This is a genomic window from Micromonospora sp. WMMD956, from assembly GCF_029626125.1.
Lineage (GTDB): Bacteria > Actinomycetota > Actinomycetes > Mycobacteriales > Micromonosporaceae > Micromonospora > Micromonospora carbonacea.
Genome location: NZ_JARUBI010000005.1, coordinates 4,163,213 through 4,190,205, shown reverse-complemented (window position 1 = coordinate 4,190,205; position 26,993 = coordinate 4,163,213). Strand labels below are relative to the sequence as shown.

Sequence of the window (26,993 nt, the reverse complement as noted above, 5' to 3'; positions counted from 1 at the left end):
ATTCACACCCCAGGCCAGGGCCTTTCCGCCGGTACGCCACCCGGACCAGGGCCCGCGCGGCGGAGAAGAACGGGACTTCCGGTCAGGCCGGCACGACCACCTGCGCCGGGGTCGACCGGTTGACGGTAGTGCCGTCGCCCACCTGCCCGGAGATGTTGTTGCCCCAGCACCACAGGCCGCCGTCGGTGCGGATCGCGCAGCCGTGGTAGGTCACGGCGAAGCCGTCCGTCCAGGTGGTGAGGGTGCCGATCCGGGTCGGGGTGTTGCGGTGGGTGGTGGTGCCGTCGCCGACCTGCCCGGAGTTGTTGTTGCCCCAGCACCACAGGCTGCCGTCGGTGCGGGCCGCGCACGACGTGTCGACGCCGGCGTCGACCCTGGCCCACGTGGCGGCGGTGCCGACCTGGACCGGAGTGGTCTGGAAACCGGTGCCGCCGCCGAGCTGGCCGTACCCGTTCTCGCCCCAGCACCACAGGGTCCCGTCGGTGCGGACCGCGCAGGTGTGCGCGTAGCCGGTCGTCACGCCGGCCCAACTGGTCGCGGTCCCCACCTGCGTCGGCGTCGACCGATAGCTGAGGATGCCGAGGCCGAGCTGGCCGTCCGTGCTGTCGCCCCAGCACCACAGGGTCCGGTCGGTGCGCACGGCGCAGGTGTGCGCGTATCCGGTGGAGACGCTCGCCCAGGTGGTCGCCGTGCCGACCTGCAACGGGGTGGTCGTCCAGTAGGGGGACGAACCGGTGCCCAGTTGCGTGTTGCGGTTCAGGCCCCAGCACCACAGGGTGCCGCTGGTCCGGACGCCGCAGGTGTGGTTGGCGGCGACGCTGACGTTGGCCCAGTCGGTGGCGTCACCGACCCGCACCGGGGTGGTGCGCTTCGTGGAGGTCCCGTCGCCGAGCTGCCCGTTGGAGTTGCCGCCCCAGCACCACAGCGTCCCGTCCGTGCGCACCCCGCACGTGCTGCTGGTGCCGGCGTCGATGCGCGCCCAGGTGGTGGCCGCACCGACCTGGACCGGGGTGGTGCGGTTCGTGGTGGTCCCGTCGCCGAGCTGGCCGCTGAGGTTGTCGCCCCAGCACCACACCGTCCCGTCGGCGGGGATCGCGCAGGTGTGCGCGTTACCCGCGGCCACCCGGGCCACCGGCGCGGCGGCGAGCGCGGCGCTCGGCGATCCGCGCTCGGCGGAGCCCGTGCCCGCGGTGGCCGGGCCCGCCGTGACTCCGACGGCGAGCGCCGCGATCCCGATGGCTGCCGCCGCCGCCGCGGCGGCTGTCCGCGCCGCCCGCCCCCATCGCGCCCACCGGCGGCCGTCCTGATGTCCGTCCATGTCCTGCTCTCCCCACAAAACGTCGTTCCTGTACGGCGGAGGCGGCGTTGCCCCGGCAGGCCGCCAGCGGCCCACCACGTCGACAAGTTGACCTTATGAATCGACTATCGTCAATGTATAGCCTGCCGGGGCCCCGCCGGATCCACCGTTTCGTCCGCGACGTTCAGCGACTCAGCTGCGGCTCCACCGCTGACTGGCCGCCCCGGTGCAGTCCCAGATCTGGGTGCGCGTTCCGTTGGCCGTGCCGCCGCTGACCAGGTCCAGGCACCGGCCCGAACCGACGGCGGTGATCGTGCCGTCGGCGTTGAACCGCCACCGCTGGTTGGACTGGCCGTTGCAGTCCCAGATGATCACCGAGCTGCCGTTCGCGGTGCCGCCGCCGTTGACGTCGAGGCACTTGCCGCCGAAGACCCGCAGCTCCTGCGCCGCGGTCGAGGTCCAGGCCTGGTTGCTCTGGCCGTGGCAGTCCCAGATGATCGCCGCGGCGCCGTTGGTCTGCGAGGCGCCGTTGACGTCCAGGCACCGGCCGGCGGCGGAGTTGCGGACGGGCGTGGTGCCGCCCGGCGGCGGCGTGGTCGGGCTGACGGTGGGCGACGGGCTCGGGCCCGTGCCGTCGAACTGGGTGAAGAACCGCCACACCTCGCCCTTGGTCCAGGTCCGGACCCCGCTGTCGCCGCCGCCGTCCACGGGGCCGGGGGTGTGACCGCCGTCGAACGCGGCCCACACCACCGGATAGCCGGACCGGCAGCCGGAGTAGGTGGTGGTGATGTGGGTCAGGCTGCCCGCCCTCGGCTCGGGCGGGCTCTGCGCCGTGCACCCGTTGTTGCGCACGAACGTGTCGCGCAGGGACCGGCCGGCGGAGACGTTGAGCACCGGGTCCCCGATGCCGTGGATCCCCATGTACGCGATCGGCTGGGTGCCGCCGCTACAGCCGCTGAGCTGCCCGCCCGAGTAGACCGCGACGGCGCGGAAGACGGTCGCCCGGGAGCAGGCCAGCGAGTAGCTCATGCCTCCGCCGTAGCTGAAGCCGAGCGCGAACAGCTGCGTCGTGTCGACGCACAGGTCCGCCTCGATCTGCCTGATCATGTCGTCGACGAAGGTGACGTCCTGGCCGCCGGGATTGGCCCAGCCGTTGCCGTTGCCCTGGGGCGCGACGAAGATCGTGCTGTTGTTCGCCTGCTGGCGCAGCCCGTAGTAGGACCAGGCCGCCCCGTCCGTCCCGCCGGAGTCCACGTCGTTGGCGGTGCCGCCGTTCCAGTGGAAGCCGAAGATCAACCGGTAGGGGTGGTTCCGGTCGTAGTTGTCGGGGATCCGCAGGATGAAGCTGCGGTTCTGGCCGCTGCTCTGGATGGACCGCTGGCCGCTGGTCAACGTGGGCGCCTTGCCGCACCCCGCGGTCGCTGCGGCCGCCCCGACGCCCGCGGCCGAGGCGGTTCCGCTCAGGCCTCCGGCCAGCGCCGTCGCGCTCACGCCGGCGACGAGGATCGCCGCCGCCGCGATGGTTCCGAGAATTGGTCTGCGCTTCGCCATCGATGGGCTCCTGCCACTCGGCTCGGACTGCTTCGGGTGCGGGGGCCACGGCGATCCCCCTGACGCCACGACTGCCGCTCCCGATCACGCCCACCACTGGGGGAACGCGGGAGAGGCGCACGACGTGCCCGCGGTGCCCGGCTCCGCGTCCGCAGGCTCCATCTCCGGTCTCGCTGCCCAGGCAGGACCAGGTGGTCTTCGAATCGTCGACGGCATCCGCACCGCGCGGAGCCGGACGCAACCCGGACCGTCCGCTGGCGTCGAACCGATTCGGCAAGACCCTAGAGCCATCGAGTGAGATATGTCAATGCCATGTCCGGCGGGTTGCGGCCGGTCGACCCGCGCTCAGTCCTCCCCGTCGACGAGCACGAACCCGCCGCCCGGCAGACACCGCGCCCGACACCCGGTCCGGAACATCCGGCTGCCGTCGGGCCCGCCCAGCGGATCGGGCAGGAACCGGGCCAGGGTCAGGTCCGGCCGGTCGAGGTACCCGACGGCCAGCATGGGGCCGCCCAGGAACAGCTCCCCGACCTCCCCCGTCGGCACCGGCCCGAAGCCGGGGTCGAGGACGTGCCACCGGTGCTGCGGCAGCGGCGTCAACACCTCGCCCTCCGGCGCGACCGCCGCCATCATCGAGGTCTCGGCGAAGCCGAACAGTTCCGTCCTCTCGGCCGGGCCGGTGCTGCGGTCGATGTGCAGCGACCACCGTGCCGGCCCCGCCGTGTCGTCACCCCAGCCGCCCGTTCCCGGCGCCTGCGCCGCCGGCAGGAGCAGCTCCGCGCCGGTCAGCAGCGCGCGGGTCGCCGCCACCACGCCGACCAGCGGGCCCGCCGAGGCCGGCACGCTCAGCCGGTCCCCGTGGGCCGACGGAGGCAGGCCGCAGGCCCCGGACAACCAGCTCAGCTGCGCACCGCGCCACACCACCCCCACCGCGCCGTCGGCCAGCGGCACCACCAGGGACGGTCCGGACTCCTCTCCCGGCGGCGCGCCGATCGCCGGCCCGGTGCGGCCATGGGCCTGCCAGAACGCCCCGGTCACGCTGCGCCAGCGCTGCCGGACCACCGGCCAGCCGTCGGGCGCAGCCGCTCCCGCCGGGGTCAGCACCAGCTCCGGCTGCGCCTCCCGCACCGCCGCGTCCGGGCGGCTGCCGACGCACAGGACACAGGTGGCTCCGGCCGCCAGCACCGCCAGCGCCGCGGCGACCAGGTCCTCGGCGCGCTCGCCGACGACGGCCACCCGCCTGCCGGGTCCGGCGCCGGCGGCGGCCAGCCGGTCGGCGGCGTCGTCGATCGACTCCCACAACCGCCGGTAGGACAGCCGCAGGTCGCCGACGCACAGCGCCGGCGCATCGGGCTGCTCCCCCGCCGCCTTGCGGAGCAGGCCGACGAGGCTGACGTCGGTCGCGAGGGAGCGTGCCGCGTCGCCGGCCCGCGACACGCCGGTCAGCTCCGCCACCTGCCGGCCGCAGGCCTGGATGGTGCCGGCGAACGGCACGACCCGCCACCCCGCGGGCGGCCGTCGACCGATGGGCCAGACCGCGAAATCCCGGGCCTGGCTGACCACCAGTTGAAAGTAGCGGGACTCCCTCCACCGAGACATGCGGCTCTCCCAGTTCCGGAGACTGGCCCGGCATACATTCCGCCGGCGCGAGGCCGGGAGAACACCGGGCGAAACCTCGACGACATCCGACCGAACCAACCTAGGGGACCCCGGTCATGGCTCGGTCATGCCTCACGATGCGTGTCGTGGTCGTCAGCGGGCGCTCGGCCGGTCGTCCATCGGCTTGATCAGCCGGGCGGCGGTCGCCTTGCGGATCGCGTCCACCCGGGACACCGCCTGCAGCTTGGCGTAGATGTTGGTGAGGTGCCGCTTGACCGTCGCCTCGGTGATGAAGAGCCGGCTGGCGATCTGCGCGTTGCTCATCGCCTCCGCGGTGAGCCGGAGGACCTCCAGCTCCCGCGAGGTCAACGGCGTGCCGTTCGTCCGCGGCTTCTGCCGGTCCAGCCGTTCCACCGTCTCGCGGGAGACCGCCAGCAGGACGCTCTGCGTGGGCCGGCGGACCACCGAGCGCACCGCGGCGACCAGGTCGTCCCGCAGGATCGTCTTGAGGAGGTATGCCACGGCACCGGCCTCCAACAGATCGTGCACCATGTCCGGGTCGTCGTGCATGGTCAACACGATCACCCGGGTCTCCGGCGCCACCCGCCGGGCCTGCCGGATCACCGCCGCCGCGCCCGGACCCGGCATCTCCACGTCGAGCAGCAGCACGTCCGGGCGCAGGCGCATCACGAGGGCCAGCGCCTCCGGGCCGGAGGACGCCTCACCGACCACCGCGAACTCCGGCTCGGTGGAGAGCATCTCCCGGATGCCGTCGCGCAGCAGGGTGTGGTCGTCGGCCAGGCACACCCGGATCTGGGGCCGATCCGCGTCGGTCACAGGCCCGCCTCGGCGAAGGGGATCCGCACCTCGACGCGGGTGCCCTGACCGGGCGCGCTGATCACTTCGACCTGCCCGTGCAGCAACAGGGCCCGCTCGAACATCGACGGCAGGCCGCCCCGGGCGCGCTCCGGATCAGTGGTGTCGAAGCCGCACCCGTCGTCGACCACCATGGCGGCCACCGCGTTGTCCCCCACGTCCACCGTGATGTCCAGCCGGCTCGGCTCGGCGTGCCGCAACGCGTTGCGGGCGGCCTCCCGCAGGATCAGGTAGAGCTCCTCCAGCACGTCGGGCGGGAGGACCTTGAGATCGCCGTTGGTCACCAGCGAGAACTGCACCGCGGGCGGGACGTTGGCCTCCAGGTAGCCGCGCAGGGTGCGCTCCAGGCCGTATTCGCCCACGGAACGACGGAGCTCGGCGGAGAGGCCGCGCACCGTGCGGACCGCCTCGTCCAGCGACTCGATGGCCGAGTCGATCTTGGCGCGGGCCTGCTCCGGGTCGCGGTCGGCGTAGTGCCGGTGCAGGTCGAGCCGGTGCAGGGTGAGCCCCATCTCGTGCAGCACCCGGTCGTGCAGCTCGCGGGCGATCCGGGTGCGCTCCTCCTGCCGGGACGCCTGGAGCTTCTCCATCAGGAAGCCCACGTACGACAGCGAGGCCAGCGCGACCCGCGCCATGATCGCCTCGTGCAGCGCACGGCTGAGCCGCAGCGCCCCGGCGCTGTCCGCGGCCGGCAGGCCACGCGTGATGATCGGCAACATCACCTCGAAGAGCGTGGTCGCGGCGCGGAGCGACTGGACCGGGTGGATGCCGCGCCGGGCCCGGTCGGCACCGATGTCGACGGCGAACAACCGGGCCTCGCCGACCAGATCCATCGGTGGCGCCTCCGTCATGGACACCCGGGCCGCGACGTCACTGAGCACCGCCTGCACCTGTGCCGCGAGCTGCGCCAGGACGTCGGGACCGCTGGCCAGGTCACTTTCCTGCTGATGCAGTGACTGCTGAAACGCTTCGACGATCTCGCGCGCCATCGAGGACAGTTCGGCCTCGGCCACGGGCTGCATCGCGTACGGATTCGCCACGGACCCCCCCGCTGTCTCGCCAGAGGCTACCACGGTAGCGTGCCTGTAGCGGAGCGTAGACCCTTGGCGGGCAGTGACGAAGATAACCGTCCACTTCCGACACCGCCGTCAGGCGGGGAGGAACCCCAGCACGCTCAGGTGCACGGCGTACTGGCTGGCCATGAAGAGCCGGTAGGGGCGGCGCTGGAGCCAACGCCCGGTGGCGCCGGCCCCGGTGAGCAGGCAACCGACCACCCCCGTCGCGCCGATCGCCAGCACCACCGCCGGCAGGATCAGCACCGGGGCCACCACCAGGGCGCCCGACAGCAGCACGCCGCCGGCCACCACCACCAGGACGGCCATCAACCGGCGGGCGGCCCGGTCGCCCAGCAGCACCGGCAGGGTGCGCCGGCCGGCCGCCCGGTCACCGGCCACGTCGGAGAGGTCCTTGGTGGTGCCGCCCAGCGCCATCCACAGCGACATCGCGACCGACAGCACGACCAGCTCCGGGCCCACCGGCCCGCCCGATGCGGCGGCGCCGGCCAGGTAGGTGACGATCCCACCCGACACCACCACCAGCACGAAGCCGAACATGTTGCCCTTCTGCGGCCGGGGACCGGCCGAGTAGAGCCAGCCGAGGGCCAACATCAGCGCCACCAGCCCGACCAGGCGCGTCGAGACCGTCGCCGCCGACAGGAGGGCGAGCCCGGCCAGGGCCACCACGATCCGCCGGGCCACGCCGATCGGGAGCGCCCCGGTGGCGAGCGGTCGCGGCGAGCCGTTACGCCGGTCCTCGACCTGGTCGGAGAGCCCGTTCAGCAGGTACACGAACCAGGTCGCGCAGAGCCAGGCGAACGAGCCGGCCAGCAGCGAGCCGGGCCGGGTCAGCACCGCCTGCGGTGCGGCCACGGCCGCACCCGCGAGGAAGCGAAGCTGGAAGACGACCTGGACGACGGGGCGTGCCTCCCGCCAACTCGCCACCACGTGCCGGCAGCCTTCCAAGACCGCCACCGACGACGGCCGCACGACACCGACGGACCGGGTGTACCGGTCGAACCGAATTCCCGAGTGGTAGGTCATGTGAATATCGTGGAGGTGAAACGCGTTACCCGGTTCACCCGACCCACTCACTTACGCCTACGACGTAGGTAGCAGACCCCCTACTACCTATTGACACTTCCGTGGCCACATTTACTGCGCCACCTTGGCCTCCGCCGCGCAGGCTATTTACGGTCGGCAGGGCACCCACAGCCCAGTGGACGACAGAGCGTGGTGGAACACTATGTCAGACATCGCAGTCACGTCGAGCGCCGAACTGCTCGGCGGATTTCGGATCACCATCGACGGCCGACCCGTCACCAACTGGCGGGCCGGCAAGTCCCAGGCGCTCGTGCAATACCTGCTGCTGCACCGGGGCCGACCGGTCAGCCGGGACACCCTCCGCTCGGCGCTGTGGCCGCACCTGCCCCCGTCGGCCGGCGTCACCTCGGTGAAGGCCGCGGTGCACGGGGCCCGGCGCGCCCTCTGCGCACCGGGCGAACGGCACTCGCCGGTGCGGATCGCCTCGGTGGACGGCGGCTACCTGCTCCAGGCCGACCACCTCCGGATCGACGTGGCCACCTTCGAACGGCGGATGACCGCCGCCACCGCCGCGGTCGCCGGCGGCGACCGGACGCTGGCCGCCGGGCACCTGCGGCGCGCGCTGGAGGTCTACCGGGGCGACCTGCTGCCCAACCAGGACGCGGAGTGGGCGGTGGCCGAGCGGGAGTGGTGTCGGGTCCGCGCCCTGCACGCCCTGCGGCTCCTCAGCGACCTGGCCCTGGAAACCGGGGACTGGTGGGCCGCGATCCGCTGGAACCGCCGGGCGTTGGAGGTGGACCCGTACGACCCGGCGGCCTTCACCGTCCTGGCCGACTGCCACCGCCGGCTCGGCATCACCGGGGCGGCGCTGCGCTGGGACGAGCTCGCCCAGAGCCGGCTGGCGCAGGTGTGACCACCGGAAGGAACCGACCGCAATCCATGGAGGGAGCAGCATGACCATCACGACCCCGCTGGAGCACCCGACCCCGTCCGCGCCGCCCCGGGCCGCCGGTGACCGGCGCCCGGCCGGCCCGCCGACGCCGGACCCCACGCCGGGCCCGACGCCGCCCGCCCGCCGCTCGCTGGGCAGCCGGTGGCGGCAGGCCCTGCACCGCGTGCGACGGAGCGTGCGGGCGATCGCCGACGACTGCCCCCCGATCCTGCTCTACACCGCGCACCGCAACTGAGCCCCAGCCGCACCCGCGCCACCCTGACCGAGGGCGCCCCGCACGTCGTGCCAGACGTGCGGGGCGCCCCTTTCTCTGCCGTAATGCCACTGCGGAGAAAATCCATGCGCTGATGGTCGTAGATGGACCTTCCACCTTCGAGGAAATCCCACCCGAATGAGGATGCGCCACCTTGGCCAAAGGAATCGATGTCCCTAACGTCGTTGGCACCGGTATTCATCGACGTCGACCACGGCGTCGGGAGTGAGGGGGAGAGGCCGAATGGCCGCTGATGGGCAGAGAGTTTCGGTCGTCATACCGAACTACAACTACGAGAAGACGCTCGGTGCGTGCCTGGACGCCGTGTTCGCGCAGACCCACCGGCCGTACGAGGTCATCGTCGTCGACGACGGCTCGACCGACCGGTCCCGCGACATCGCGGCCCGGTACCCGTGCCGGGTGGTCGACGGAGGTGGCAACCGGGGCGTGTCGGCGGCCCGCAACATCGGCGCGCGGGCCGCCACCGGCGACATCCTCTTCTTCGTCGACTCCGACGTGGCGCTGCGGGCCGACGCGATCGCCAACGCCCTGGCGGTGCTCGCCGCCGATCCCTCCTGCGGCTGCGTGCACGGCACCTACGACACCCAGCCGCTCTACGACGACGGGCCGATCGAGCACTACAAGGTGCTGCACGCGCACTGGTGGCGGCGGCGCAGCGTGGGCCGGGTCAACACCGCGATCTTCGCGCTGGCCGCGGTGCGGCGCTCCGCGTTCCTCGCCGCCGGCCAGTTCCACGAGGAGCTGCGCGACGCCGAGGACGTCGAGTACAGCGAGCGGCTCGCCCGGGTCACCGGCATCAGGCTCACCGACACCGTGGTCGGCCGGCACGACGACTGCGCCCGGTTCGGGGACATGCTGCGCGAGCAGTACCGCCGTTCGCTGCCGCTGGCGGCGTTCGCCGGGGCGCACCGGATGCGCGCCGGCAGCGTGGCGGTCAATCCCGCCCTCGGCGTGCTGGCCGCCCCGCTGGTGCTGGCCACCCTGCCGCTCGGTCTGCTGCACCCGGCGCTACTCGCCGTGCCGCTCGCCTGCTTCGGGCTCTTCCTGCTCGCCGACCCGGGCCTGCTGCCGTTCGTCCGGCGCGAGCGCGGCACGGCCTTCCTGGCCTGGTTCGTCGGCGTGCACCTGGTGGCCCAGCTCGCCATCGTGGTGGGCGCGGCGGCCGGGCTGGTCGCCCGGCTGCGCGGCACCGGCAGCCCCCGCCCGCTACCCCTCGCGGCGGGTCGGTGATGGGCAGGCGGCGGGCGTGGCGCACGGCGCTCACGGCGGTCTTCGTGGTCGCGGTGATCGGCGGCGTCGCCCTGGCCCTGCGCGGGCAGGACTGGTCGACGCTGGGCCGGCTGCTGCGGCCGGACACCGCCGGGTGGCTGCTGGCCGCGCTGCTGGTGACCGGGGCCGGTCTGCTCTGCGGCATGCGGGCCTGGACGCTGACGCTCGCCTCGGTGGGGGCGGAGGTGCCGTCCCGCACCGGCGTCCGGATGTTCTTCGTCGGGTTCCTCGGCAAGTTCGTCCCGGGCCGGCTGTGGGGCCTGCTCGCCCAGCTCCGGCTCGGCGACGCCGCCGGGGTCAGCCGGGGACGGATGGCCGGCACCTACCTGGTGAACCTGGTCGTGGTGCTGCTGACCGGCGGCGCGGTGGGGCTCCTGGTGGCCCCGGCCGTGCTCGGCACCGGCGCCGGGCTGGCCTGGCTGCTCCTGCCGGTCGCCCTGCTGGTGGTGCTGGCCGTCCGGCCCGGGCTGCTCGACACCCTGGTCCGGCTGGCCGCCCGGGTCGCCCGCCGGCCCCAGCCGGCACCGCTGCACCGGCCCGCCGAGGTCCGCCGCTCGATCGGGTGGCAGACCCTGTCCTGGGTGCTCTCGGGGATGCACCTGTGGGTCGTCGCGGTGCTGCTCGGCGCGGACGCTCGCGCCGCCCTGGCGGCGGCGGTCGGCGCGTTCGCCCTGGCCACCACCGCCGGCACGTTCGCCATCTTCGTGCCGGACGGCGCCGGCGTGCGGGAGGTGCTGGTGGTCGCGGCCCTGTCCACCGTCCTGCCCCTGCCGGCGGCGGTCACCGCGGCGGTGGCCAGCCGGGTGCTCAGCACCCTCGCCGAGGTGCTCACGGCGGGCCTGGCGCTGCTCACGGTCACGGTCTCGGACCGGCTCGCCGCCAGGGGCCGCGCCGCCACCCCGCCCGCCGGGGCGGACGCCCGGCTCACCCCGACCCCCGGCTGACCCCGGGCACGACCCGCCGACTCCACCACCGCCACCGCTCCACCACCACCGCCACCGCTCCACCACCACCGCCTCCGGAAAACCCCGCTTCGGAAAGGACCCCTCATGACCGAGCTACTGACCATCGACGACGCGGAGCAGCTCTCCGTCGCCGAGGTGCAGGACCTCTACCGCAAGCACGTCAACAAGAGCCAGGTCAGCCTGATGACCTCGTTCGGCTTCGGCCGGGAGCTGGTCGACCACGCCCAGGGCCCCTGGATCCACACCCGGGACGGCCGGCGGATCCTGGACTTCACCGGCGGCGTCGGGGTGCTCAACCACGGGCACAACCACCCCCGGATCCTGGCCGCCCGGCAGCGCTTCCAGCAGCAGCAGCGGATGGAGGTGCACAAGACCTACTTCTCGCCGTACCTGGCCGCCCTGTCGCACAACCTGGCCGCCGTGCTCCCCGGCGACCTCGACATGTCGTTCCTGCCCAACTCCGGTGCGGAGGCGGTGGAGGGCGCGGTCAAGCTCGCCTACAAGTACCACGGCGGCAAGCGCAACACGATCATGCGCAGCGACATCAGCTTCCACGGCAAGCTGCTCGGTTCGGGCAGCCTCACCGGCAGCTCGCAGAACCACTTCACCTTCCCCGGCATCCCGGGCGTGGTGAGCTTCCCGTACGACGACCTGGCCGCGGTCCAGGCCGCCGTCGACGCGACCCGGGACCGCCGGGGCAAGTGCGACGTGTACGCGATCCTCATCGAACCGTTCAGCGCCTCGACCATGCGCTGGTGCTCGGAGGAGTTCCTGCGCGGGCTGCGCGAGCTGTGCACCCGCGAGGACATCGTGCTGATCTTCGACGAGATCTACACCGGCTGGGGCAAGACCGGCACGATGTTCTACTTCATGCGCTACCCGGGGCTGATCCCGGACGTGGTGACCACGTCGAAGTCCTTCGGCGGCGGCAAGTCCTCGATCTCCGCGTACGTGGCCCGGCGGCCGATCTTCCACAAGGCGTACGAGAGCTTCAACGACGCGCTGTTGCAGAGCACCAGCACCACCTACTACGGCTTCGGCGAGGAGACGGCCACCGCGATCGAGGCGATCAACGTGGCGGTGGAGGAGGACTTCCCCGCCCGGGCCCGCGACATCGAGCGGGTCCTGGGTCCCGGGCTGGCCCGGCTCGCCAAGGAGCACCCGGACGCGATCGCCGAGGTCCGGGGCGCGGGCGCCCTGTGGGGGGTGTTCCTGGACGCGCCACGGGTGCTGGACCTGGTCACCAAGCTGGCGCCCGGCGGCCTGGCCAAGGACCCGCAGTTCGGCACGAAGCTCGTCACCTGCGCGGTCATCAGCGCCCTCTACCGGGACCACGACATCTACACGTACTACACGCTCAACGGCAAGAACCCACTGGTGGTCGGCCCGTCGCTGGTGACCGGCACGGCCGAGGTGGAGCACTTCCTCGACCGCCTGGACCAGACCCTCGCCCAGGGCCTGCCCCGGCTGGTCACCCGTTTCGTCAAGGAGAAGGTGTCGTCGCTGTGGTGAATCAGAACGCAAAGACGGTGGTGGTGACCGGCGGCAGCGGAATGCTGGGCGGGCACCTGGTGCGGGCGCTGGCCGCCGACGGCTGGCGGGTGCGCGGCCTGGACGTGCGTGACCCGATCGAGCCGGTGCGGGGCGTGGAGTACACGGTCGCCGACGTGCGGGACCGGGCCAGGGTCGGTGCCGTCCTGGCCGGCGCGGATGCCCTGGTGCACACCGCGGCCGCCCTGCCCAGCTACCCCGAGGACGAGATCCGCTCGATCATCGTGGGCGGCACGGAGACGGTGCTGGACGCCGCCGCCCGTGCCGGAACGGCCCGGGTGGTGCACGTCTCCTCGACCGCCGTGTACGGGCTGCCGAACGTGGTGCCCACCACCGAGGAGTACCCGCGGGAGCCGGTCGACCCGTACAGCCGGGCCAAGGCCGGCGCGGAGGAGGTCGCCGAGCGGTACCGCGCAGCCGGCATGGTGCTGCCGATGCTGCGGCCCAAGACGTTCCTCGGGCCTGGCCGGATGGGGTTGTTCTCGATGCTCTTCGAGTGGGCCGAGGAGGGCCGCAACTTCCCGGTCCTCGGCAAGGGCGACGTGCGGATCCAGATGCTGGCGATCGACGACCTGGTCGACGCGGTACGCACCGTGCTGCACGCGCCGGACGATGTCGCCAACGACACCTTCAACATCGCCGCCGACCAGTTCGCCACCCTGCGGGAGGACTTCCAGGCGGTGCTGGACGCCGCCGGCCACGGCAAGCGCGTGGTCTCGGTGCCGGTGCGCCCCGCCGTCGCCGCGCTGGAGCTGCTGCAACGGCTCAAGCTCTCCCCGGTCTACGGACGCCTCATCCACAAGCTGCGGGCGGACTCCTACGTCAGCGTCGACAAGGCCCGCGACGTCCTCGGCTGGACCCCCCGGTTGTCCAACCGCGACGCCATCCTGCGCACCTACGACTGGTGGCGGGCCAACAACCGCACCGCCGCTCCGACCTCGTCCGGCCGGACCAGCCGGGACCCCTGGAAGCAGGGCGCCCTCGGCCTGGCCAAGGCCATCTTCTGATCGGCACCGGAGGTAACCGTGACTGTCCTCGTCGACCCGCCGACCCTCGACCGGCCGGCCCCGGCCGCCGCCCCCACGGCGGCCCGGGCCACCGACTCCCCCGCCACCGACCGCAACCTGGTGCGTGACCTGATCACCCTGATCCGGCCGCACCAGTGGGCGAAGAACCTGCTGGTGGTGCCGCTGGTGCTGATCGACACCCCTCGGCTCGGCCTCGGTCTCCTCGGCCGGGTGAGCTGGGCGGTGCTGCTGTTCACCATGGTCTCCGCGCTGGTCTACGTCTGGAACGACGTCTACGACCGGCACCGCGACCGGGCGCACCCCACCAAGCGCAACCGGCCGATCGCCTCGGGCCGGGTGAGCGTGCCCGCCGCGTACGCCTTCGGCGCGCTGATCGCCACCGCGCTGGTCGCGGCGGTGGCGTTCGGACCGGCGTTCCCCTGGTGGCCGCTCGCGGCCTACCTGACGCTCAACGTCGCCTACAGCAGGGGGCTCAAGCACCTGCCGCTGCTGGACGTGCTGGTGGTGGCCGGCGGCTTCCTGCTCCGGGTGGTGCAGGGCTACCTGGCCGCCGGGGTCGCCGTGTCGAGCTGGCTGCTGATCGCCGTCTTCTCCCTCTGCCTGCTGCTCATCCTCGGCAAGCGGCGGCACGAGATGGCCGTCGGTGGCAGCGCCCACCGCCCCTCGCTGGCCGGCTACTCGGTGCAGTACCTGGACCTGCTGATCGTGCTCTGCGCCGCGGTCGCGATCAGCGGCTTCCTCGGCCACGTGCAGGCCACCATCCCCACCCCGTACCAGGCGCTGGCGTTGGTCGGCTCGACCCCGTTCGCGCTCTTCGCGGTGGCCCGCTACCTCCAGGTGGTCGTCGTCGACGGTGACGGCGGCGAACCCACCCGGGTGCTGCTGAAGGACCGGGCGATGCTGGTCAACGCCCTGCTGTGGGGCGTGCTGATCGGCGGCGTCCTGCTCGTCACCCAACACCCGGCCCTGCTCGCCCTCGCCCACTGACGATCCCGACCCACCTCACCCACCCCTCCTGAGGAGACAGCCCCATGACGACCCCGACCGCGAACCCGCTGGTCTCGGTGATCATCCCGAACTACAACTACGGCAACTCCATCGGCAAGTGCATCGACGCCGCGCTGGGGCAGACCTACCAGCCGATCGAGGTGATCGTGGTCGACGACCACAGCACCGACGACTCGCTGGCCAAGGCCCGTCAGCGGCCGGTGACGGTGCTCCAGACCCCGCGCAACAGCGGGGTGGCCGTCGCCCGCAACACCGGCGCCGCGGCGGCCCGCGGCGAGATCCTCTTCTTCGTCGACTCCGACGTGGCGCTGCGCCCGGACGCGGTGGAGCTGGCGGTCGCCGAGCTGGCCGCCCACCCCGAGTACGGCGCGGTCTGCGGCATCTACGAGGAGGACCCGCTGATCCGCGACAGCATCGTCGAGGAGTGCCGGGTGCTCCAGGCGTACTGCTGGCGGATGGCGTCCCTCGGCGAGGTCAGCTTCCTGTTCTCGTCGCTGACCGCGATCCCCCGCCGGGTCTTCGAGGAGGTCGGGCCGTTCAACCCCCGGCTGCGACAAACCGAGGAGGTCGACTACGGCGAGCGGATGTCGGCCCGCCACCAGATCATGGTCACCGACCAGGTCCGCGGCTGGCACGACGACGACGACGAGCTGTGGCCGCTGCTGCACAAGCTCTACCGCCGGGCCCGGCTGCGGGTGCCGCTGTTCGCCCGGCGGCGGCGCTTCGCCAAGGGCTTCGAGAGCCCGGCCCGCTCCTTCGGCACGGTGGCCGCCCTCGGCGTGCTCGCCAGCCTGCCGCTGGCCGTGCTGCACCCCGCCTGGCTGCTGCTGACCGCCGCCCTGTTCGGCATCTCGCTGTCGGCGGACGCGGAGATGTACCGGCACGTGCGACGCCGCAAGGGCCTGCCGTTCCTGGCCGTGTTCACCGCCGTCGCCTTCGGCACGAACGTGGCGATCGCCGCCGGCATCGCGGTCGGCGCCCTCCAGTGGCTGGTGTCCCGCGACTTCCGCCGGCTCTACGACGCCGAGTGGTCGTCCGCCCGCACCCCGTCGTCCCCGACGATGGTCGGGACCACGGCATGAGCCTCCTGCTCGACCCCGTCCCCGGCGCGGCCACCGCCGCGCCGGGGACCCCCGGGGTCATCACCCCCGCCGCACCGCGACGCCGCGACCCGGGCAGGCCGGGGTGGCCGCGCCGGGCCCGCTGGCTCGCCGCGCTCACCGCCTGCTGGGCGGTGTTCCTCCTGACGTTCCTGTCCCTCACCGGTGGGCACTGGTGGTGGCGGCCCGTCGAGCTGATGCCGCCGCTGGTCTTCGTCGCCGTGCCGCTGCTGCTGCTGGCCCTCGCCCCGCTGGCCCGGCCGGCGCGCGCCCGGCTCGCCGTCGCCGCGGTGTGCTGCCTGGCCATCGGGTTCGACGTGTCCGGCCTGAACCCGGCCGCGCTGTCCGGCGGGGCCACCCCGGCCCCGCCCGGCGCGGTCCGGGTCTTCTCCTGGAACACCGAGTACTGGTACGACGGCTCCGACCCGCAGCGCTTCCACGACTACCTGGCCGCCCAGCAGGCCGACGTCTACCTGCTCCAGGAGTACGTCGGCTGGGACCTGGACCGGCACCGTCCGGTCCGGGTGGACCACGTCGCCGAGCTGCGCCGCCTCTTCCCCGGCTACCAGGTGGTGGCCGTCGGGGAGCTGCTCACCATGTCCCGCCTTCCGATCGTGGCCTCGCGGGCCCTGGACGGGCTGCCGTACCTGACCGACCCGGTCCGGCACGGGGTGCCGGCGGACTCGGACTTCGGCGACTACTACCGGCACAAGGTGCTCCGCACCGACGTGCTCGTCGACGGCCGGGTGCTCTCCGTCTACAACGTGCACGTGCCGGTGCAGCTCGACATCTCGATGGACCCGACCGACGCCGAGTTCACCGAGTTCATGCGGGCCCAGGAGGACCGCCGGCAGGCCCACTACCGGGCGCTGCGGGCCGACCTGGCGGGCAACGGCAACGGGCAGCTCGTCGCCGGCGACTTCAACGCCACCTCGGCGATGGGCGAACTGCACGACCTCGCCGCCGGGATGGCCGACGTGGCCGAGGCCAGCGGCCGGCTCTACCCGGCGTCCTGGCCGGAGAGCAAGCCGTGGTGGCGGCTGGACTGGGCGTTCGTCTCCGGCCCGGTACGCTCCCACGACTACCGGATGGTCGGCCCGCAGGGCCTCTCCGACCACCTCGGACAGCGCTTCACCGTCTCCCTCGCCGGCGCCGGCTGACCGGCTCGCGCGGCCACCGGCCGGCCCCGTCCCGCTCCCCCGACCGGGGAGCGGGACGGGGTTTCTGCGTGGACACACGGCGACCGGGCAGGGGAATCCCCTGCCCGGTCGCCGACGCGGTTCCGGTTCAGCAGGCCTCGTCGAGGCGCTTGCGCAGCTCGGTCGGGAGGTCCAGGTCGACCGCGGCGAGCGCCTCGTCGAGCTGGGCCACCGAGCTGACCCCGACGATGGGTACGACCGCCGGCTCCCCGCCGATCAGCCAGCTCAGCACCACCTGGTTCACCGTGACGCCCAGCTCGTCCGCCACCTCGCGCAGCGCCTGGAGCCGCCGCTCGGTGCCCGGGTGCTGGTAGTGCTCCGGCAGCGGCTTGTCCGGCCGGGTGTACGAGCCCCACAGCAGGGTGCTGTACGCGAACATGGTCAGCCCCCGGCTGCGGACCAGGTCCAGCAGCTCGTCGCTGGCGTGCACGTGCCCACCCTCGGGCAGCGCCGTCGCCGGCCGGGGCAGCAGGTACGAGTAGCGCTGCTGCACCGCCGTGTACGGCGTCCAGCCCCGCGCCTCGGCCAACGCCCGGGTCTCGGCCAGCCGCCAGGCGGCGTGGTTGCTGGCCCCCAGCGTGCGGACCTTCCCCTCGGTCACCGCCTCGTGGAACGTCGCCAGGGTCTGCTCGTCGGGGGTGTCGCGGTCCTCCCGGTGCGAGTAGTACAGGTCCAGGTGGTCCACGCCGAGCCGCTGGAGCGAGCCGGCCAGCTGGGTGCGGATCACCTCCGGGGCGAGCCCCTCGGCCCCGCCGTTCGCCCCCGGCCCGGAGCCCACCTTCGACGCCAGCACCAGGCCGTCCCGGCCGCCCCGGCGGGCCAGCCACCGGCCGAGCACCGTCTCGCTCTCGCCGCCGACCCCGTTGGGGACCCAGAACGAGTAGCAGTTCGCGGTGTCGATGGTGGTGCCGCCCGCCTCGACGAAGCGGTCCAGGATCGCGAACGAGGTCTCCTCGTCCACTTCGGTGCCGAACGCCATCGCGCCGAGGCAGAGCTGGCTGACCTGGATCCCCGCGCCGCCGGACAACTCGCGTTGCCTCATGAGTCCCTCCCAGAGTGTGACGGATCGTCGCGCCCAGGATAGGGACGACGACCCGCCGCAGGCCCGCTCCGGATCGATATCTACGACCTTCGGCGCAGGACAGATGGCACCCAGGGCGCATCTGTGCCGGCGGCGGACGTCGCCACCTTGTTGCCGTCGTCGCCGGCTTCCTACAGTCGCCGCAGGGCACCGGCCACACCGGTGCGGCGCCCGGAAGGAGGATGACACCATGCGGGTCGGCCTGGTTCCCGGCGTGTGGTCGTACGGCCTCGGCTCGGTCTCCACCGTGCTCTCCGTGTACGAGGCGGTTCGCCTCGCGGGGCACACGCCGGTGCTGTTCGCCAGCCCACACTTCCGGCCGCTGCTGGACCGGCTGGGCGTGCCGGCGGTGCCGATCCCCGGGCCGGACGCCGCGCCGTACCCCGACGCGGCGACCGCCCTGCGCCTGGACGACCTGCTGTCCCGGTCCGCATACGCCGACGCCGACCTGGTGGAGACCGTCCTGGCCGCGCAGCTGCGGGAGTTCCGGGCCCGCCGGGTGCAGGTGCTGTTCCACGACTACGACCTGACCACCGTGGTCGCCGGGTCGCTCGCCGGCATCCCCGTGGTCACCCCGGTCACCTGGCCGGACCACCGGCTCTTCGGGCGGGGCAGCGACGGGTGGGCGCCGGTGGACACCCGGGCGCTGGCCGCCTTCCGGCCGGCGTTGAGCCGCAGCCGGGCGCCGGAGCCCCAGTCCCTGTCGGAGGTGCTCTTCACCTGGAGCACCCGCCTGGTCTACCCGCTGTCGCCCGAGATGGACCCGCTGGTCGCGCGGCACAGCACCGGCGAGTACGTCGGCCAGCTCACCGCGGCGTCCCTGGACCGGCACCTCGTCACCGGGCCGGCGGACTGGCCCCGGCCGGGGCAGCGCGGGCTGCTGGCCTACACCAGCGGCCCGCCGATGGACGCCGACTGGTACTACCGGCACTGCCTCGCGGCGTTCGAGGGCACGGACGTCGACGTGCTCATCGCCTCGGGCAGCACCGACACGGCCCCGCCCCGGGTGTCGCCGCGCGGCAACGTGCAGGCGTGGCCGCTGCTGCCGCTGCGCAACCTGCTCGGGCGGGCCAGGGCGCTGCTCTGCCACGGTGGCCGGGGCACGCTCGCCAGCGCGGTGCACGCCGGCGTGCCGCTGCTGGTCTTTCCCGGCGGGGACCCGGAGCGCGAGTACTTCGCCGACATGCTGGCCCGGCAGGGCCTGGCCGCCAACTGCGGGGACGACGACTGGCGGCCGGAGCGGCTGCGGGAGCTCGTCGACCGCGCCGGCACCGTCCGGCCGTCCCGGCCCCCCCGGGCCGCCGCGCCGCCGACCGGGCCGTCCCGCGTCGTCTCGATCATGCAGGAGCTGACCGCCGACCCGGTCCGGCTGCTGTCGCGCGCCGGCTGACCCCACCGACCTCCGACCGACAAGGAGAACCGACCGATGACCGGGCACCCTGGTGACCATCCGACCGACGACCACTACGGGGACGAGCTGACCCTGCGGCTGTCCGCGGTGACCGACACGCGCGCCCTGGACGACGGCGAGGCCCTGCACACCTTCATGCGCGACCTCGTCGCCCGCATCGGCATGACCGTGATCGCCGGGCCGCTGGTCGCCAGCGAGGACGGCCCGCCGCACCAGGCCGGCAAGTCGGCCGTGGTGATCCTCGCCGAGTCGCACGCCGCCATCCACACCTATCCGGGGCTGCGGGAGGTGTTCGTGAACATCTTCTCCTGCAAGCCGTTCCGCGAGGCCGACGTCCTCGACGAGTTGGCCGGGCTGGTGGGCGGGTTCGAGATCAGTGAGCGGTCCCTGACCCGCCGGGGCGAGAACTGGCCCCGCGCGCTCGGGCCGGCGGTCCGGCTGTGGCGCGGTCAGCGGCTCGCGGCGGTGAGCGCCTGACGACCGGGCGTGGACGGGGGTGGTTCCGGAAGTTTCGAGAATCCGGATCCGGGTCGCCGCTCCCACCCGGCGGCACCGCATGACCATGCGGAACGCGGCCCCGGCACGCGGCCGGCAGCCGGCCGGAGCCACCCCCCGGCCTCGAATCGAAGGAGGAGAAGTTTCGGGAATATTTCGGAAAGTCGTTGACAGACCCGAAGTCGGCGTCCTACGTTCGTCATCGACGGTTCTCAATGCTGTCGATGTCATCCCCCGCGACCCCGTCCCGGTCGTGCCCGAGGACCGCCCGCCCACCGTGTGGTGAGACGCCGACCGACCGGCTGCCGCGCCTGGCCGTCGACAGCCCGCCGGGTCGCACCGCGGCGCTGGCCACCACCAGCTGTCACGAGGAGGAACACGCACATGAACCACACCTCGACCAGACCGCGAAGGGGCAGCCGCCTACGGCTCCTCCTCGGCGCCGCGTGCGCCGCAGCGCTGGCCGTCACCGGCACGTTCATCGCCTCGCCCAACGCGTACGCCGAGGCCGACCGTACCCTCACCGCCAACCTCACCGGCACGCACAACGGCTACTACTTCTCGTTCTGGAAGGACAGCGGCAACGCCAGCATGACGCTGCGCGCCGACGGCCGTTACAGCAGCAGCTGGGACCGGAGCACCAACAACTGGGTCGGCGGCAAGGGCTGGGCCACCGGCACCCGACGGACGGTCAGCTACTCGGCCAACTACAACCCGGGCAACAACAACACCTACCTCGCCCTGTACGGATGGACGCGCAACCCGCTCATCGAGTACTACGTGGTGGAGAACTTCGGCAACTACAACCCGAGCACCGGGGCCACCAGGCTGGGCACGGTCACCACCGACGGCGGCACCTACGACATCCTGCGCAGCCTGCGGGTCAACGCCCCGTCGATCGACGGCAACCAGACGTTCTACCAGTACTGGAGCGTGCGCCAGAACAAGCGGAGCAGCGGCACCATCACCACTGCCAACCACTTCGACGCCTGGGCCCGCGCCGGCCTCAACCTCGGCACCAACCACGCCTACCAGATCATGGCCACCGAGGGCTACCAGAGCAGCGGCAGCTCCGACGTCACCGTCTGGGAGGGCGGCGGGGGCAACCCCACCAGCGGCCCGACGACCACCCCGCCCGCGGGTGGCAACTGCACCGCGGTGCTGTCGCCCGCCGAGCAGTGGGGTGACCGGTTCAACCTGAACGTGGCGGTCAGCGGTGCCAGCAACTGGGTGGTCAGCCTCGGCCTCGGCGGCGGCCAGAGCATCCAGAACAGCTGGAACGCCTCGGTCAGCGGCACCACCGGCACCGTCACCGCCAGGCCGAACGGCAACGGCAACAACTTCGGCATCACGATCATGGCCAACGGCAACTGGAACTGGCCGACGGTCACCTGCCGGACCGGCTGACCCCCGGCCTGGACGTACCAGACGGGTGGCGTGCCGGCCGAGCCGGCGCGCCACCCGTCGCCGCACGCGGCGCGGTTCACGGGGTCGGCGTGGCCATGGTCTGCAGCCCGACCCGCAACGCCTCGACGACGAGGTCGAGCAGTTCCTCCCGGTGCGAGACGCCGCCGGGCACCAGGCGGAGCAGCTCCGCACCCACCCGGCTGAGCAGCTCGTCGGCGAGCGGCGCGATCGCGGTCACCGAGCCGGCGAGCACGTGCAGCACCTCGGTCAGCGGAGCGTCCGGCCTGCTCGCGACCCGTGCGGCCAGCACCGCACGGGCGCCCCGGACGCCGAACGCGCCGTCCGGACGCGGCAGGAGGACGCCGCTGTCGATCAACGGGCGGACCAGGCTCGGGTCGGCGCGCAGCACCTGGTCGATCGTCCGCTCCGGCAGGATGAACTTGCCGATCACCCCGTCCGGGTCGAGCAGGGCGCAGATCGTCTCCAGGGAGAGGCCCCGCCCTTGCAGGAGCGCCACGGTCCGCATCCGGTTGAGGTGGGGAAGGTCGTAGTAGGGCGTCCTGCCGATCCGGTTCGGCGGCTGCAACAACCCACGGGTGTGGTAGGAGCGGATGGTCCGCGGGGTGAGCCAGACCTCGGCCGCGAGCTGATCTATGGTCATCAATACAATCCCCTGCCTCCGCTCGTTGCCGCAGCAGCCCGACGCCCGGATGACGGCCGGGCCCGGTGAGCCTCGGCCCGCCCACCTCCCTCCGGAGCACGGCAGCACGTCCGGGAGATCGACGGATCGCCGACCGTCGGCACGGACCCACCGACGCCGACGGAGGGGACCGGGCAGCCCGCCGGGCCCACACCGAGTGGTTTACGCCGGAGCCCGTCGGACGACATTCCCCATCCCCCGGACCGTGATTGTGGCAGCGCCGCTATAAGCAAAACATAAAGGGCTCGGCAGGCGTTCGTCGCGCCCGCCGCCCACGCCTGGACGAATGCCACCAACCGGCCGACCCGGCGATACGCGTAAGACACCCGGACCGAGCACAACACGCCACCCCGCGATGTTCGTGATGCATACCCGGCGGCGCTTCGCGACCCAAAGAGGCCCTACGGCGCAATGTCACTTCTTTGGTCACACCCGGATACACCCGGCCCGGCCCGCGGCAGCCTCCGGCGAGGCGAGCGCCTCCGGCCAGGCGGAGAAACCGCCCCCCGCCCGGACACCTGCGGGAAAGCCCGCGGAACGCGGCCGGGACCAGCAGGGCCGGCCGCGCGCGCCGCCGAGTTCCCACGCCTCGACGGACAACCGGACGGCGTCAACCCCGGCGGGTCAATTATCCACGCCGCGCAATTCTTGCGTCGTCCGCCGCCCGTGCCCAACCGAGGGAATCCGCGCATCCGAGCCGACGACGTCCACACCGGCCCAGCAACCAAGCATTCGCCCACATTGATCCCGCTCGTCGAATTCGACGCATCATCCGACACCCGCCGAACAGTTGTCGGCCGATGGGTTGAAAGGGGGGATCCGACCAACCCTTCGGACCACCACCGAAGGATGATCGGCTGAGTGGAGAATCGCCCGCACATTCACCTCGCCGCATGTCGTGGAAAGGATCGCTTCCATTTATTTGCGCCTCGCCGATTGCTGCCGATGCTTGTCGGTGTCCGTCCCCCACGAGGGCTCCATGGAGGTCCCAGGATGAACGTTCCGACCAAGCTCCGGCGCGACGGCCAGAGCATCCGCACTCTCCTGCTCCAGCTGACGCTGGCGGTAGCGATGGTCTTCGCGGCCACCGCGGTGGCCGCGCCCGCCCAGGCCGCTCCCAAGCCGGCGCCCACCGGCGGCACCCAGGCCGCGATCGGTTCGGCCGCCGCGCCGACCGCCGCGCCGACCGGGGCCAAGGTGCTCGGCAAGGACTCGGTGTTCGGGCCGACGGCGTCCTACAGCTACAGCGTGTACTACTACGCGCCCAACCGCGTCGACGCCTACTACACCGTGTACTCGGGCTCGGTCAGCTTCGGCGTGTACTGCGCGGGCCTGGGCTGGTACAACCTCGCCTACGTCGGGGTCGGCTCCTGGTACAGCTGGATCGACTGCGGCGCCTACGGGCCGGCGACCGCGTTCCGGTTCCTGACCATCGGCTGACCCCGAACCCGCTCGACCGACAGCAGGTGCGGCCCCCCGGCTCTCCGGGGGGCCGCACCCGTGTCCGCGTCGAGCCGGCCCGACCACCGCCGGCCCGACCAGCGGGCGGCGGCGGTCAGTTCGTGCTCAACGCCTCGGTCGGCGCCAGCCGGGCGGCGCGCACCGCCGGGTAGACACCCGCCAGCACGCCGGTGCCGACCGCCACCGCGAGCCCACCGAGCAGGGCCGTCGGCGGCAGGACGGCCGGCCACCGCTCGACGACGGCGTAGCCGGCGGTGACCGCCGCGCCGAGCAGGATTCCCAGCGCGCCGCCGATGCCGGTGAGCAGCACGGACTCGGCCAGGAACTGACTGGCGACGTGTCCGCGGCTGGCACCGAGCGCCCGGCGCAGGCCGATCTCCCGGCGGCGTTCGAGCACCGAGATGATCATCGTGTTGGCCACGCCGATCCCGCCGACCAGCAGCGCGACCGCGCCGAGCCCCAGGAACAACGAGGAGTACGCCTGCTCGACGAGACGCTGCGCGGCCAGCGCGTCGGACGGCCGGGAGACGAGCACCTCCTCGGGCCGCTGCGGGTTCGCCGTACGCCCGAGGACCGCCCGCACGTCGTCGACAGCCCCGTCGTCCACCCGGACGAAGATCGCCTGGGGACGCCCGTCGAAGCCGAGGTAGCGCTGCGCCGCCGGCCAGCCGACCAGGACCGAGTTGTCGATCTCCGGCGCGAGGGGGAGCCGGTCGAGCACCCCGACGGTGACGTACCAGCGGTCGTTGATCCAGACCGGCGGGGCCGGTTCCCCCGGGTGCGGCTCGATGCCCAGCAGCTCGCTGGCCCGCGCGCCCAGCACCACGGCCGGATACTGCTCGGTGACCCGGTCGAGGAACACCCCGGCGCGCATCGTCGACCTCAGCACGGTCGGCAGGTCGAGCCGGGCGGCGGCGACCGCGAGGCCGTTGGTCTCGCCCTCCGGCACCAGGTTGGTCCGCCGCACCCTGGCCGAGGTGTAGCCGATGGCGGAGGCCGACTGCACCGGTGCGATGCGCTGGATCATCGGCACCGACTCCGCGGGAAGCTGCGCCCGATCCCCGGTGACCAGGTTCTGGCCGGGCGTGACGGTGAGCAGGTTCGGCCCGAGCGCGGCCAGGCCCGCCCGTACCGCCGCCTGGTTGGACGCCGGGATCCCGAGCACCGCGATCAGGGCGGCGATGCCGATGGTGATCCCGAGGGCCGCCAGCACCGTGCGCGCCGGGCGGGCCCGGATGCCGACGGTGGCGAGCCCGATCAGGTCGGGCGCCGACAGCCGGGCGGGCGGTGGCAGTCGTACGGTCATCCGGTCACCGTGCCCGGCCGGGTCACGTCGGCGCGGATCTGCCCGTCGAGCATCTCCACCCGGCGGGGGAACCGGTCGGCGATGCCGAGATCGTGCGTGATCACCACGATCGTGGTGCCCTCGGCGTTGAGCTCCCGGAGCAGGCCGAGCACCTCCGCGCCCACCCGGGAGTCGAGGTTGCCGGTGGGTTCGTCGGCCAGCACGATGCTGGGACGGTTCACCACGGCCCGGGCGATCGCGACCCGTTGCCGTTCCCCGCCGGACAGCTCGGTCGGCAGATGGTCGGCCCGGTGCGCGAGCCCGACCCGGGCGAGGGCCTCGTCCGCGCGGGCGCGCCGCAGCCGGGCGGGGACGCCCCGGTAGAGCTGCGCGGTGACCAGGTTGTCCCGGGCGCTCAACCCGTCGGTCAGGTGGAACGACTGGAAGACGAACCCGATCCACGACGCCCGCAGCGCGGAGAGCCGGCGGTCGGTCAGCCGGTCGACCCGGTGGCCGTTGACCGACACCGTCCCGGCCGTGGCCCGGTCGAGGGTGCCCATCAGGTGCAACATGGTCGACTTGCCGGAACCGGACGGCCCGACGACGGCGATCATCTCCCCCTCGTGCACGCGGAGGTTCGCCGCCCGCAGCGCGTGGACCCCGCCCGGATAGGTCCTGGAGGCGTTCTCCAACTCCAGCACGGCGGTCATCCCGCGACCACCACCGTCATGCCCTCGACGACCCCGTCGCCGGAGACCTCGACCATGCCGTCGGCGAACAGGCCCAGCTCGACCGCGTGGTACCGCCGCTCGCCCTCGACCGCCTCGATCCCGTAGCCCCCCTCGCGCAGCGCCAGCAGGGCCTCGACCGGCAGGGCGAGCGCATCCGCCCGACTGACGCCGTCGAACCGGACGGTGACCGGGCCGGTGTCCACCTTGGTGGCCAGCGCCGGGTCGGTGAAGTCGATCGTCACCGTGAGCGCGGCGCGGTCCTCCTCGTCGCCGTCGGCGGCGACCGACCTGACCGTGCCGGTCGTGGACCGCCCGTCGGCCAGGTCGAGGCGGACCTTCGCGGCGGGGCGCGCGAACCGGCGCTGCGCCTCCTCCAGCCCTGCCCTGACCAGCCGCCCGACGCCGGTGACGTCGAGCACCTCGCCCTGGGCGGAGCCACCGAGCTGCCCGGTCACCTTGTCGACCCGCACCTCGCCGGGCAGCACCACGACGTCGCCGAGGGCGAGTCTCCCGGTCTCCGGCAGGCCGAGTTTGCGCTGCCACTCGCCGAGCGCCCGCCGGGTGCCCGACCGGAACCTGCCGTCGACCGTGCCGACGTCGTAGCCGAGCGCGTCGAGGTTGCGCTCCAGGACCAGGACGTCGGGCCCGGCGGAGACCCCGTCGCCGAGGTCCCGGTACATCGGCGTGTCCCCGACCAGCAACGGGACCGGGTCGGCGTCGACCGAGTAGAGCCGTTCCCCCCGCCCGACCCGCGCGCCGGGGCTGGGCAGCCAGGTGATCGTGCCGGCCCGGCGGCCGGTCACCGGGCTGCTCCGCCCGTACCCGACGGTGCCGTCGACCACGATCCGCTCGACCAGGTCGGTCCGGACGACCGTCGCGGTACGCCGGGGCGTGGCCTTCCGCGTCGGCTCGGCGGAGACGTGCTGGAGTCGGCTGTACGCCGTGGCGCCGCCGGTGGTGAGCACGGCCACGGCCACGAGGCCCCCCAGCAGCCAGCGCCGTCGCCGCTCGCGCCGGACCCGCACCGGGCCGCCGCTGCGGTCGGCGGTCGCCGCGCTCACGATCCGGCACCCGGTGTGGCCGGCAGGTAGCCCGCCTCCTGCCGGCACTCGTGCAGCTTGGCCAGCACGGTCGGATTGTCGATGTCGATCCCCGGCGGGATGGCCAGCGATCCGTCCCCGCCACCGGAGTGCGGATCGGGGTCCGGATAGTCGAACCCGTCGGCGCGCATGCACTTGGCCAGCGCCCGGGCCTGCTCCAACTCCTCCTCGCTGAGCGGCTTCGGATTGCCGCCGTTGGGCAGGTGCTGACGGCACTGCTCCAGCGCGGCGAGTTCCCGCTGCTGCTGGCCGGGGGGCTTGGTCGAGTCGACCTTGCCCGACTCGTGCCCCGAGTCGCCGCCCAACTCGGTGCTGTCGCTGTTCGCGTCGAGATCGACTCCCTGCTGCCTCATGCACCGCCGGAACTCGTCCTGGTCCGCCTCCTGCGGCGCCTGCGAGGCACCGGACACCGACGCGACCTCCCTGCCGCCGGCCTCGGCGGCGCAGCCGGTGGCCAGCAGCATGGCCAGCAGGACGGGCGTCAACCACTTACGACTCATGGCGTTCCTCTTTCCGGGCCCTCTCCCGATCAGGATCATCTCCAGCTCAGGAAG

General features: G+C 73.0%; 25 protein-coding genes. 13 read left to right on the top strand and 12 right to left on the bottom strand.

The features are described from left to right. Positions 1–82: 82 nt before the first annotated feature. The 6 genes from O7628_RS19055 to O7628_RS19030 form a co-directional block, all read right to left on the bottom strand. Positions 83–1,318 (bottom strand): hypothetical protein, encoded by a 1,236-nt coding sequence (locus O7628_RS19055; protein WP_278132420.1) that lies wholly within the window; start codon positions 1,316–1,318, stop codon positions 83–85. A 171-nt stretch (positions 1,319–1,489) separates the two neighbouring features. After that, positions 1,490–2,848, bottom strand: a complete 1,359-nt coding sequence (locus tag O7628_RS19050) for an RICIN domain-containing protein (protein WP_278132417.1) — start codon at positions 2,846–2,848, stop codon at positions 1,490–1,492. 345 nt (positions 2,849–3,193) lie between these two features. Continuing rightward, the gene (locus O7628_RS19045; protein WP_278132416.1) at positions 3,194–4,447 is read right to left on the bottom strand and encodes an AMP-binding protein; all 1,254 of its coding nucleotides are present in this window, start codon (positions 4,445–4,447) and stop codon (positions 3,194–3,196) included. A 153-nt stretch (positions 4,448–4,600) separates the two neighbouring features. Then, a complete protein-coding gene (locus O7628_RS19040; RefSeq protein ID WP_074478413.1) occupies positions 4,601–5,284 on the bottom strand; it encodes a response regulator transcription factor in 684 nt (227 codons plus the stop codon). Beyond that, a complete protein-coding gene (locus O7628_RS19035) occupies positions 5,281–6,363 on the bottom strand; it encodes a sensor histidine kinase (RefSeq protein WP_278132413.1) in 1,083 nt (360 codons plus the stop codon). The genes O7628_RS19040 and O7628_RS19035 overlap by 4 nt, the downstream gene beginning before the upstream one ends. Positions 6,364–6,471: 108 nt before the next feature. Next, entirely contained in the window at positions 6,472–7,422 is a 951-nt protein-coding gene (locus O7628_RS19030) for a UbiA family prenyltransferase (RefSeq protein WP_278132411.1), read from the bottom strand. Positions 7,423–7,624: 202 nt separating this feature from the next. On the opposite strand from O7628_RS19030, the gene O7628_RS19025 reads away from it, so the two are divergent. The 9 genes from O7628_RS19025 (at position 7,625) to O7628_RS18985 (ending at position 16,729) form a co-directional block, all read left to right on the top strand. Beyond that, positions 7,625–8,335, top strand: coding sequence for a BTAD domain-containing putative transcriptional regulator (locus tag O7628_RS19025; protein WP_278132410.1), 711 nt, complete (start codon positions 7,625–7,627; stop codon positions 8,333–8,335). A gap of 40 nt (positions 8,336–8,375) precedes the next feature. Continuing rightward, positions 8,376–8,609 carry a hypothetical protein gene (locus tag O7628_RS19020; RefSeq protein WP_278132409.1) on the top strand — a complete coding sequence of 78 codons (234 nt, stop codon included), beginning with the start codon at positions 8,376–8,378 and terminating at the stop codon, positions 8,607–8,609. A gap of 261 nt (positions 8,610–8,870) precedes the next feature. Next, positions 8,871–9,878: a glycosyltransferase family 2 protein gene (locus O7628_RS19015; RefSeq protein ID WP_074478408.1), complete on the top strand. Its 1,008-nt coding sequence runs from the start codon at positions 8,871–8,873 to the stop codon at positions 9,876–9,878. Further along, entirely contained in the window at positions 9,878–10,861 is a 984-nt protein-coding gene (locus tag O7628_RS19010; protein ID WP_278132408.1) for a lysylphosphatidylglycerol synthase domain-containing protein, read from the top strand. The genes O7628_RS19015 and O7628_RS19010 overlap by 1 nt, the downstream gene beginning before the upstream one ends. 204 nt (positions 10,862–11,065) lie before the next feature. Continuing rightward, positions 11,066–12,394, top strand: coding sequence for an aspartate aminotransferase family protein (locus tag O7628_RS19005; protein ID WP_219825083.1), 1,329 nt, complete (start codon positions 11,066–11,068; stop codon positions 12,392–12,394). Beyond that, entirely contained in the window at positions 12,391–13,440 is a 1,050-nt protein-coding gene (locus O7628_RS19000) for an NAD-dependent epimerase/dehydratase family protein (RefSeq protein WP_074478530.1), read from the top strand. The genes O7628_RS19005 and O7628_RS19000 overlap by 4 nt, the downstream gene beginning before the upstream one ends. A gap of 18 nt (positions 13,441–13,458) precedes the next feature. Continuing rightward, on the top strand, positions 13,459–14,448 hold the full coding sequence (locus O7628_RS18995) for a UbiA prenyltransferase family protein (protein WP_246384437.1): 990 nt from the start codon (positions 13,459–13,461) through the stop codon (positions 14,446–14,448). 44 nt (positions 14,449–14,492) lie between these two features. Then, a complete protein-coding gene (locus tag O7628_RS18990) occupies positions 14,493–15,551 on the top strand; it encodes a glycosyltransferase family 2 protein (protein WP_178063551.1) in 1,059 nt (352 codons plus the stop codon). Continuing rightward, a complete protein-coding gene (locus tag O7628_RS18985; RefSeq protein WP_278132402.1) occupies positions 15,548–16,729 on the top strand; it encodes an endonuclease/exonuclease/phosphatase family protein in 1,182 nt (393 codons plus the stop codon). The genes O7628_RS18990 and O7628_RS18985 overlap by 4 nt, the downstream gene beginning before the upstream one ends. Positions 16,730–16,856: 127 nt before the next feature. Here the strand turns inward: O7628_RS18985 and O7628_RS18980 are convergent, their stop codons facing one another. Continuing rightward, complete coding sequence (locus O7628_RS18980) at positions 16,857–17,810, bottom strand: aldo/keto reductase (RefSeq protein ID WP_278132401.1); 954 nt, start codon at positions 17,808–17,810, stop codon at positions 16,857–16,859. Between the two features lie 229 nt (positions 17,811–18,039). Here O7628_RS18980 and O7628_RS18975 point away from each other — a divergent pair, with 229 nt between their 5' ends. The 3 genes from O7628_RS18975 (at position 18,040) to O7628_RS18965 (ending at position 21,162) form a co-directional block, all read left to right on the top strand. Beyond that, a complete protein-coding gene (locus O7628_RS18975) occupies positions 18,040–19,239 on the top strand; it encodes a nucleotide disphospho-sugar-binding domain-containing protein (RefSeq protein WP_278132399.1) in 1,200 nt (399 codons plus the stop codon). A 36-nt stretch (positions 19,240–19,275) separates the two neighbouring features. Then, a complete protein-coding gene (locus O7628_RS18970; RefSeq protein ID WP_074478397.1) occupies positions 19,276–19,737 on the top strand; it encodes an S-adenosylmethionine decarboxylase in 462 nt (153 codons plus the stop codon). A gap of 402 nt (positions 19,738–20,139) precedes the next feature. Then, the gene (locus tag O7628_RS18965) at positions 20,140–21,162 is read left to right on the top strand and encodes a glycoside hydrolase family 11 protein (protein WP_278132397.1); all 1,023 of its coding nucleotides are present in this window, start codon (positions 20,140–20,142) and stop codon (positions 21,160–21,162) included. A gap of 76 nt (positions 21,163–21,238) precedes the next feature. On the opposite strand, the gene O7628_RS18960 is transcribed toward O7628_RS18965, so the two are convergent. Next, positions 21,239–21,823, bottom strand: coding sequence for a MerR family transcriptional regulator (locus tag O7628_RS18960; RefSeq protein WP_278132395.1), 585 nt, complete (start codon positions 21,821–21,823; stop codon positions 21,239–21,241). 1,032 nt (positions 21,824–22,855) lie between these two features. Here O7628_RS18960 and O7628_RS18955 point away from each other — a divergent pair. Beyond that, a complete protein-coding gene (locus O7628_RS18955; protein WP_278132393.1) occupies positions 22,856–23,302 on the top strand; it encodes a hypothetical protein in 447 nt (148 codons plus the stop codon). Positions 23,303–23,417: 115 nt separating this feature from the next. Here the strand turns inward: O7628_RS18955 and O7628_RS18950 are convergent, their stop codons facing one another. From O7628_RS18950 to O7628_RS18935, 4 genes are read right to left on the bottom strand one after another with little or no spacing between them, the layout of a single operon-like run. Next, a complete protein-coding gene (locus O7628_RS18950; RefSeq protein WP_278132391.1) occupies positions 23,418–24,629 on the bottom strand; it encodes an ABC transporter permease in 1,212 nt (403 codons plus the stop codon). Beyond that, entirely contained in the window at positions 24,626–25,318 is a 693-nt protein-coding gene (locus tag O7628_RS18945) for an ABC transporter ATP-binding protein (RefSeq protein WP_278132389.1), read from the bottom strand. The genes O7628_RS18950 and O7628_RS18945 overlap by 4 nt, the downstream gene beginning before the upstream one ends. Continuing rightward, complete coding sequence (locus O7628_RS18940; RefSeq protein ID WP_278132387.1) at positions 25,315–26,400, bottom strand: peptidoglycan-binding protein; 1,086 nt, start codon at positions 26,398–26,400, stop codon at positions 25,315–25,317. The genes O7628_RS18945 and O7628_RS18940 overlap by 4 nt, the downstream gene beginning before the upstream one ends. Then, positions 26,397–26,939, bottom strand: a complete 543-nt coding sequence (locus O7628_RS18935; RefSeq protein ID WP_278132385.1) for a hypothetical protein — start codon at positions 26,937–26,939, stop codon at positions 26,397–26,399. Before O7628_RS18935 ends, O7628_RS18940 begins: the two co-directional genes overlap by 4 nt. Between the last annotated feature and the right edge of the window lie 54 nt (positions 26,940–26,993).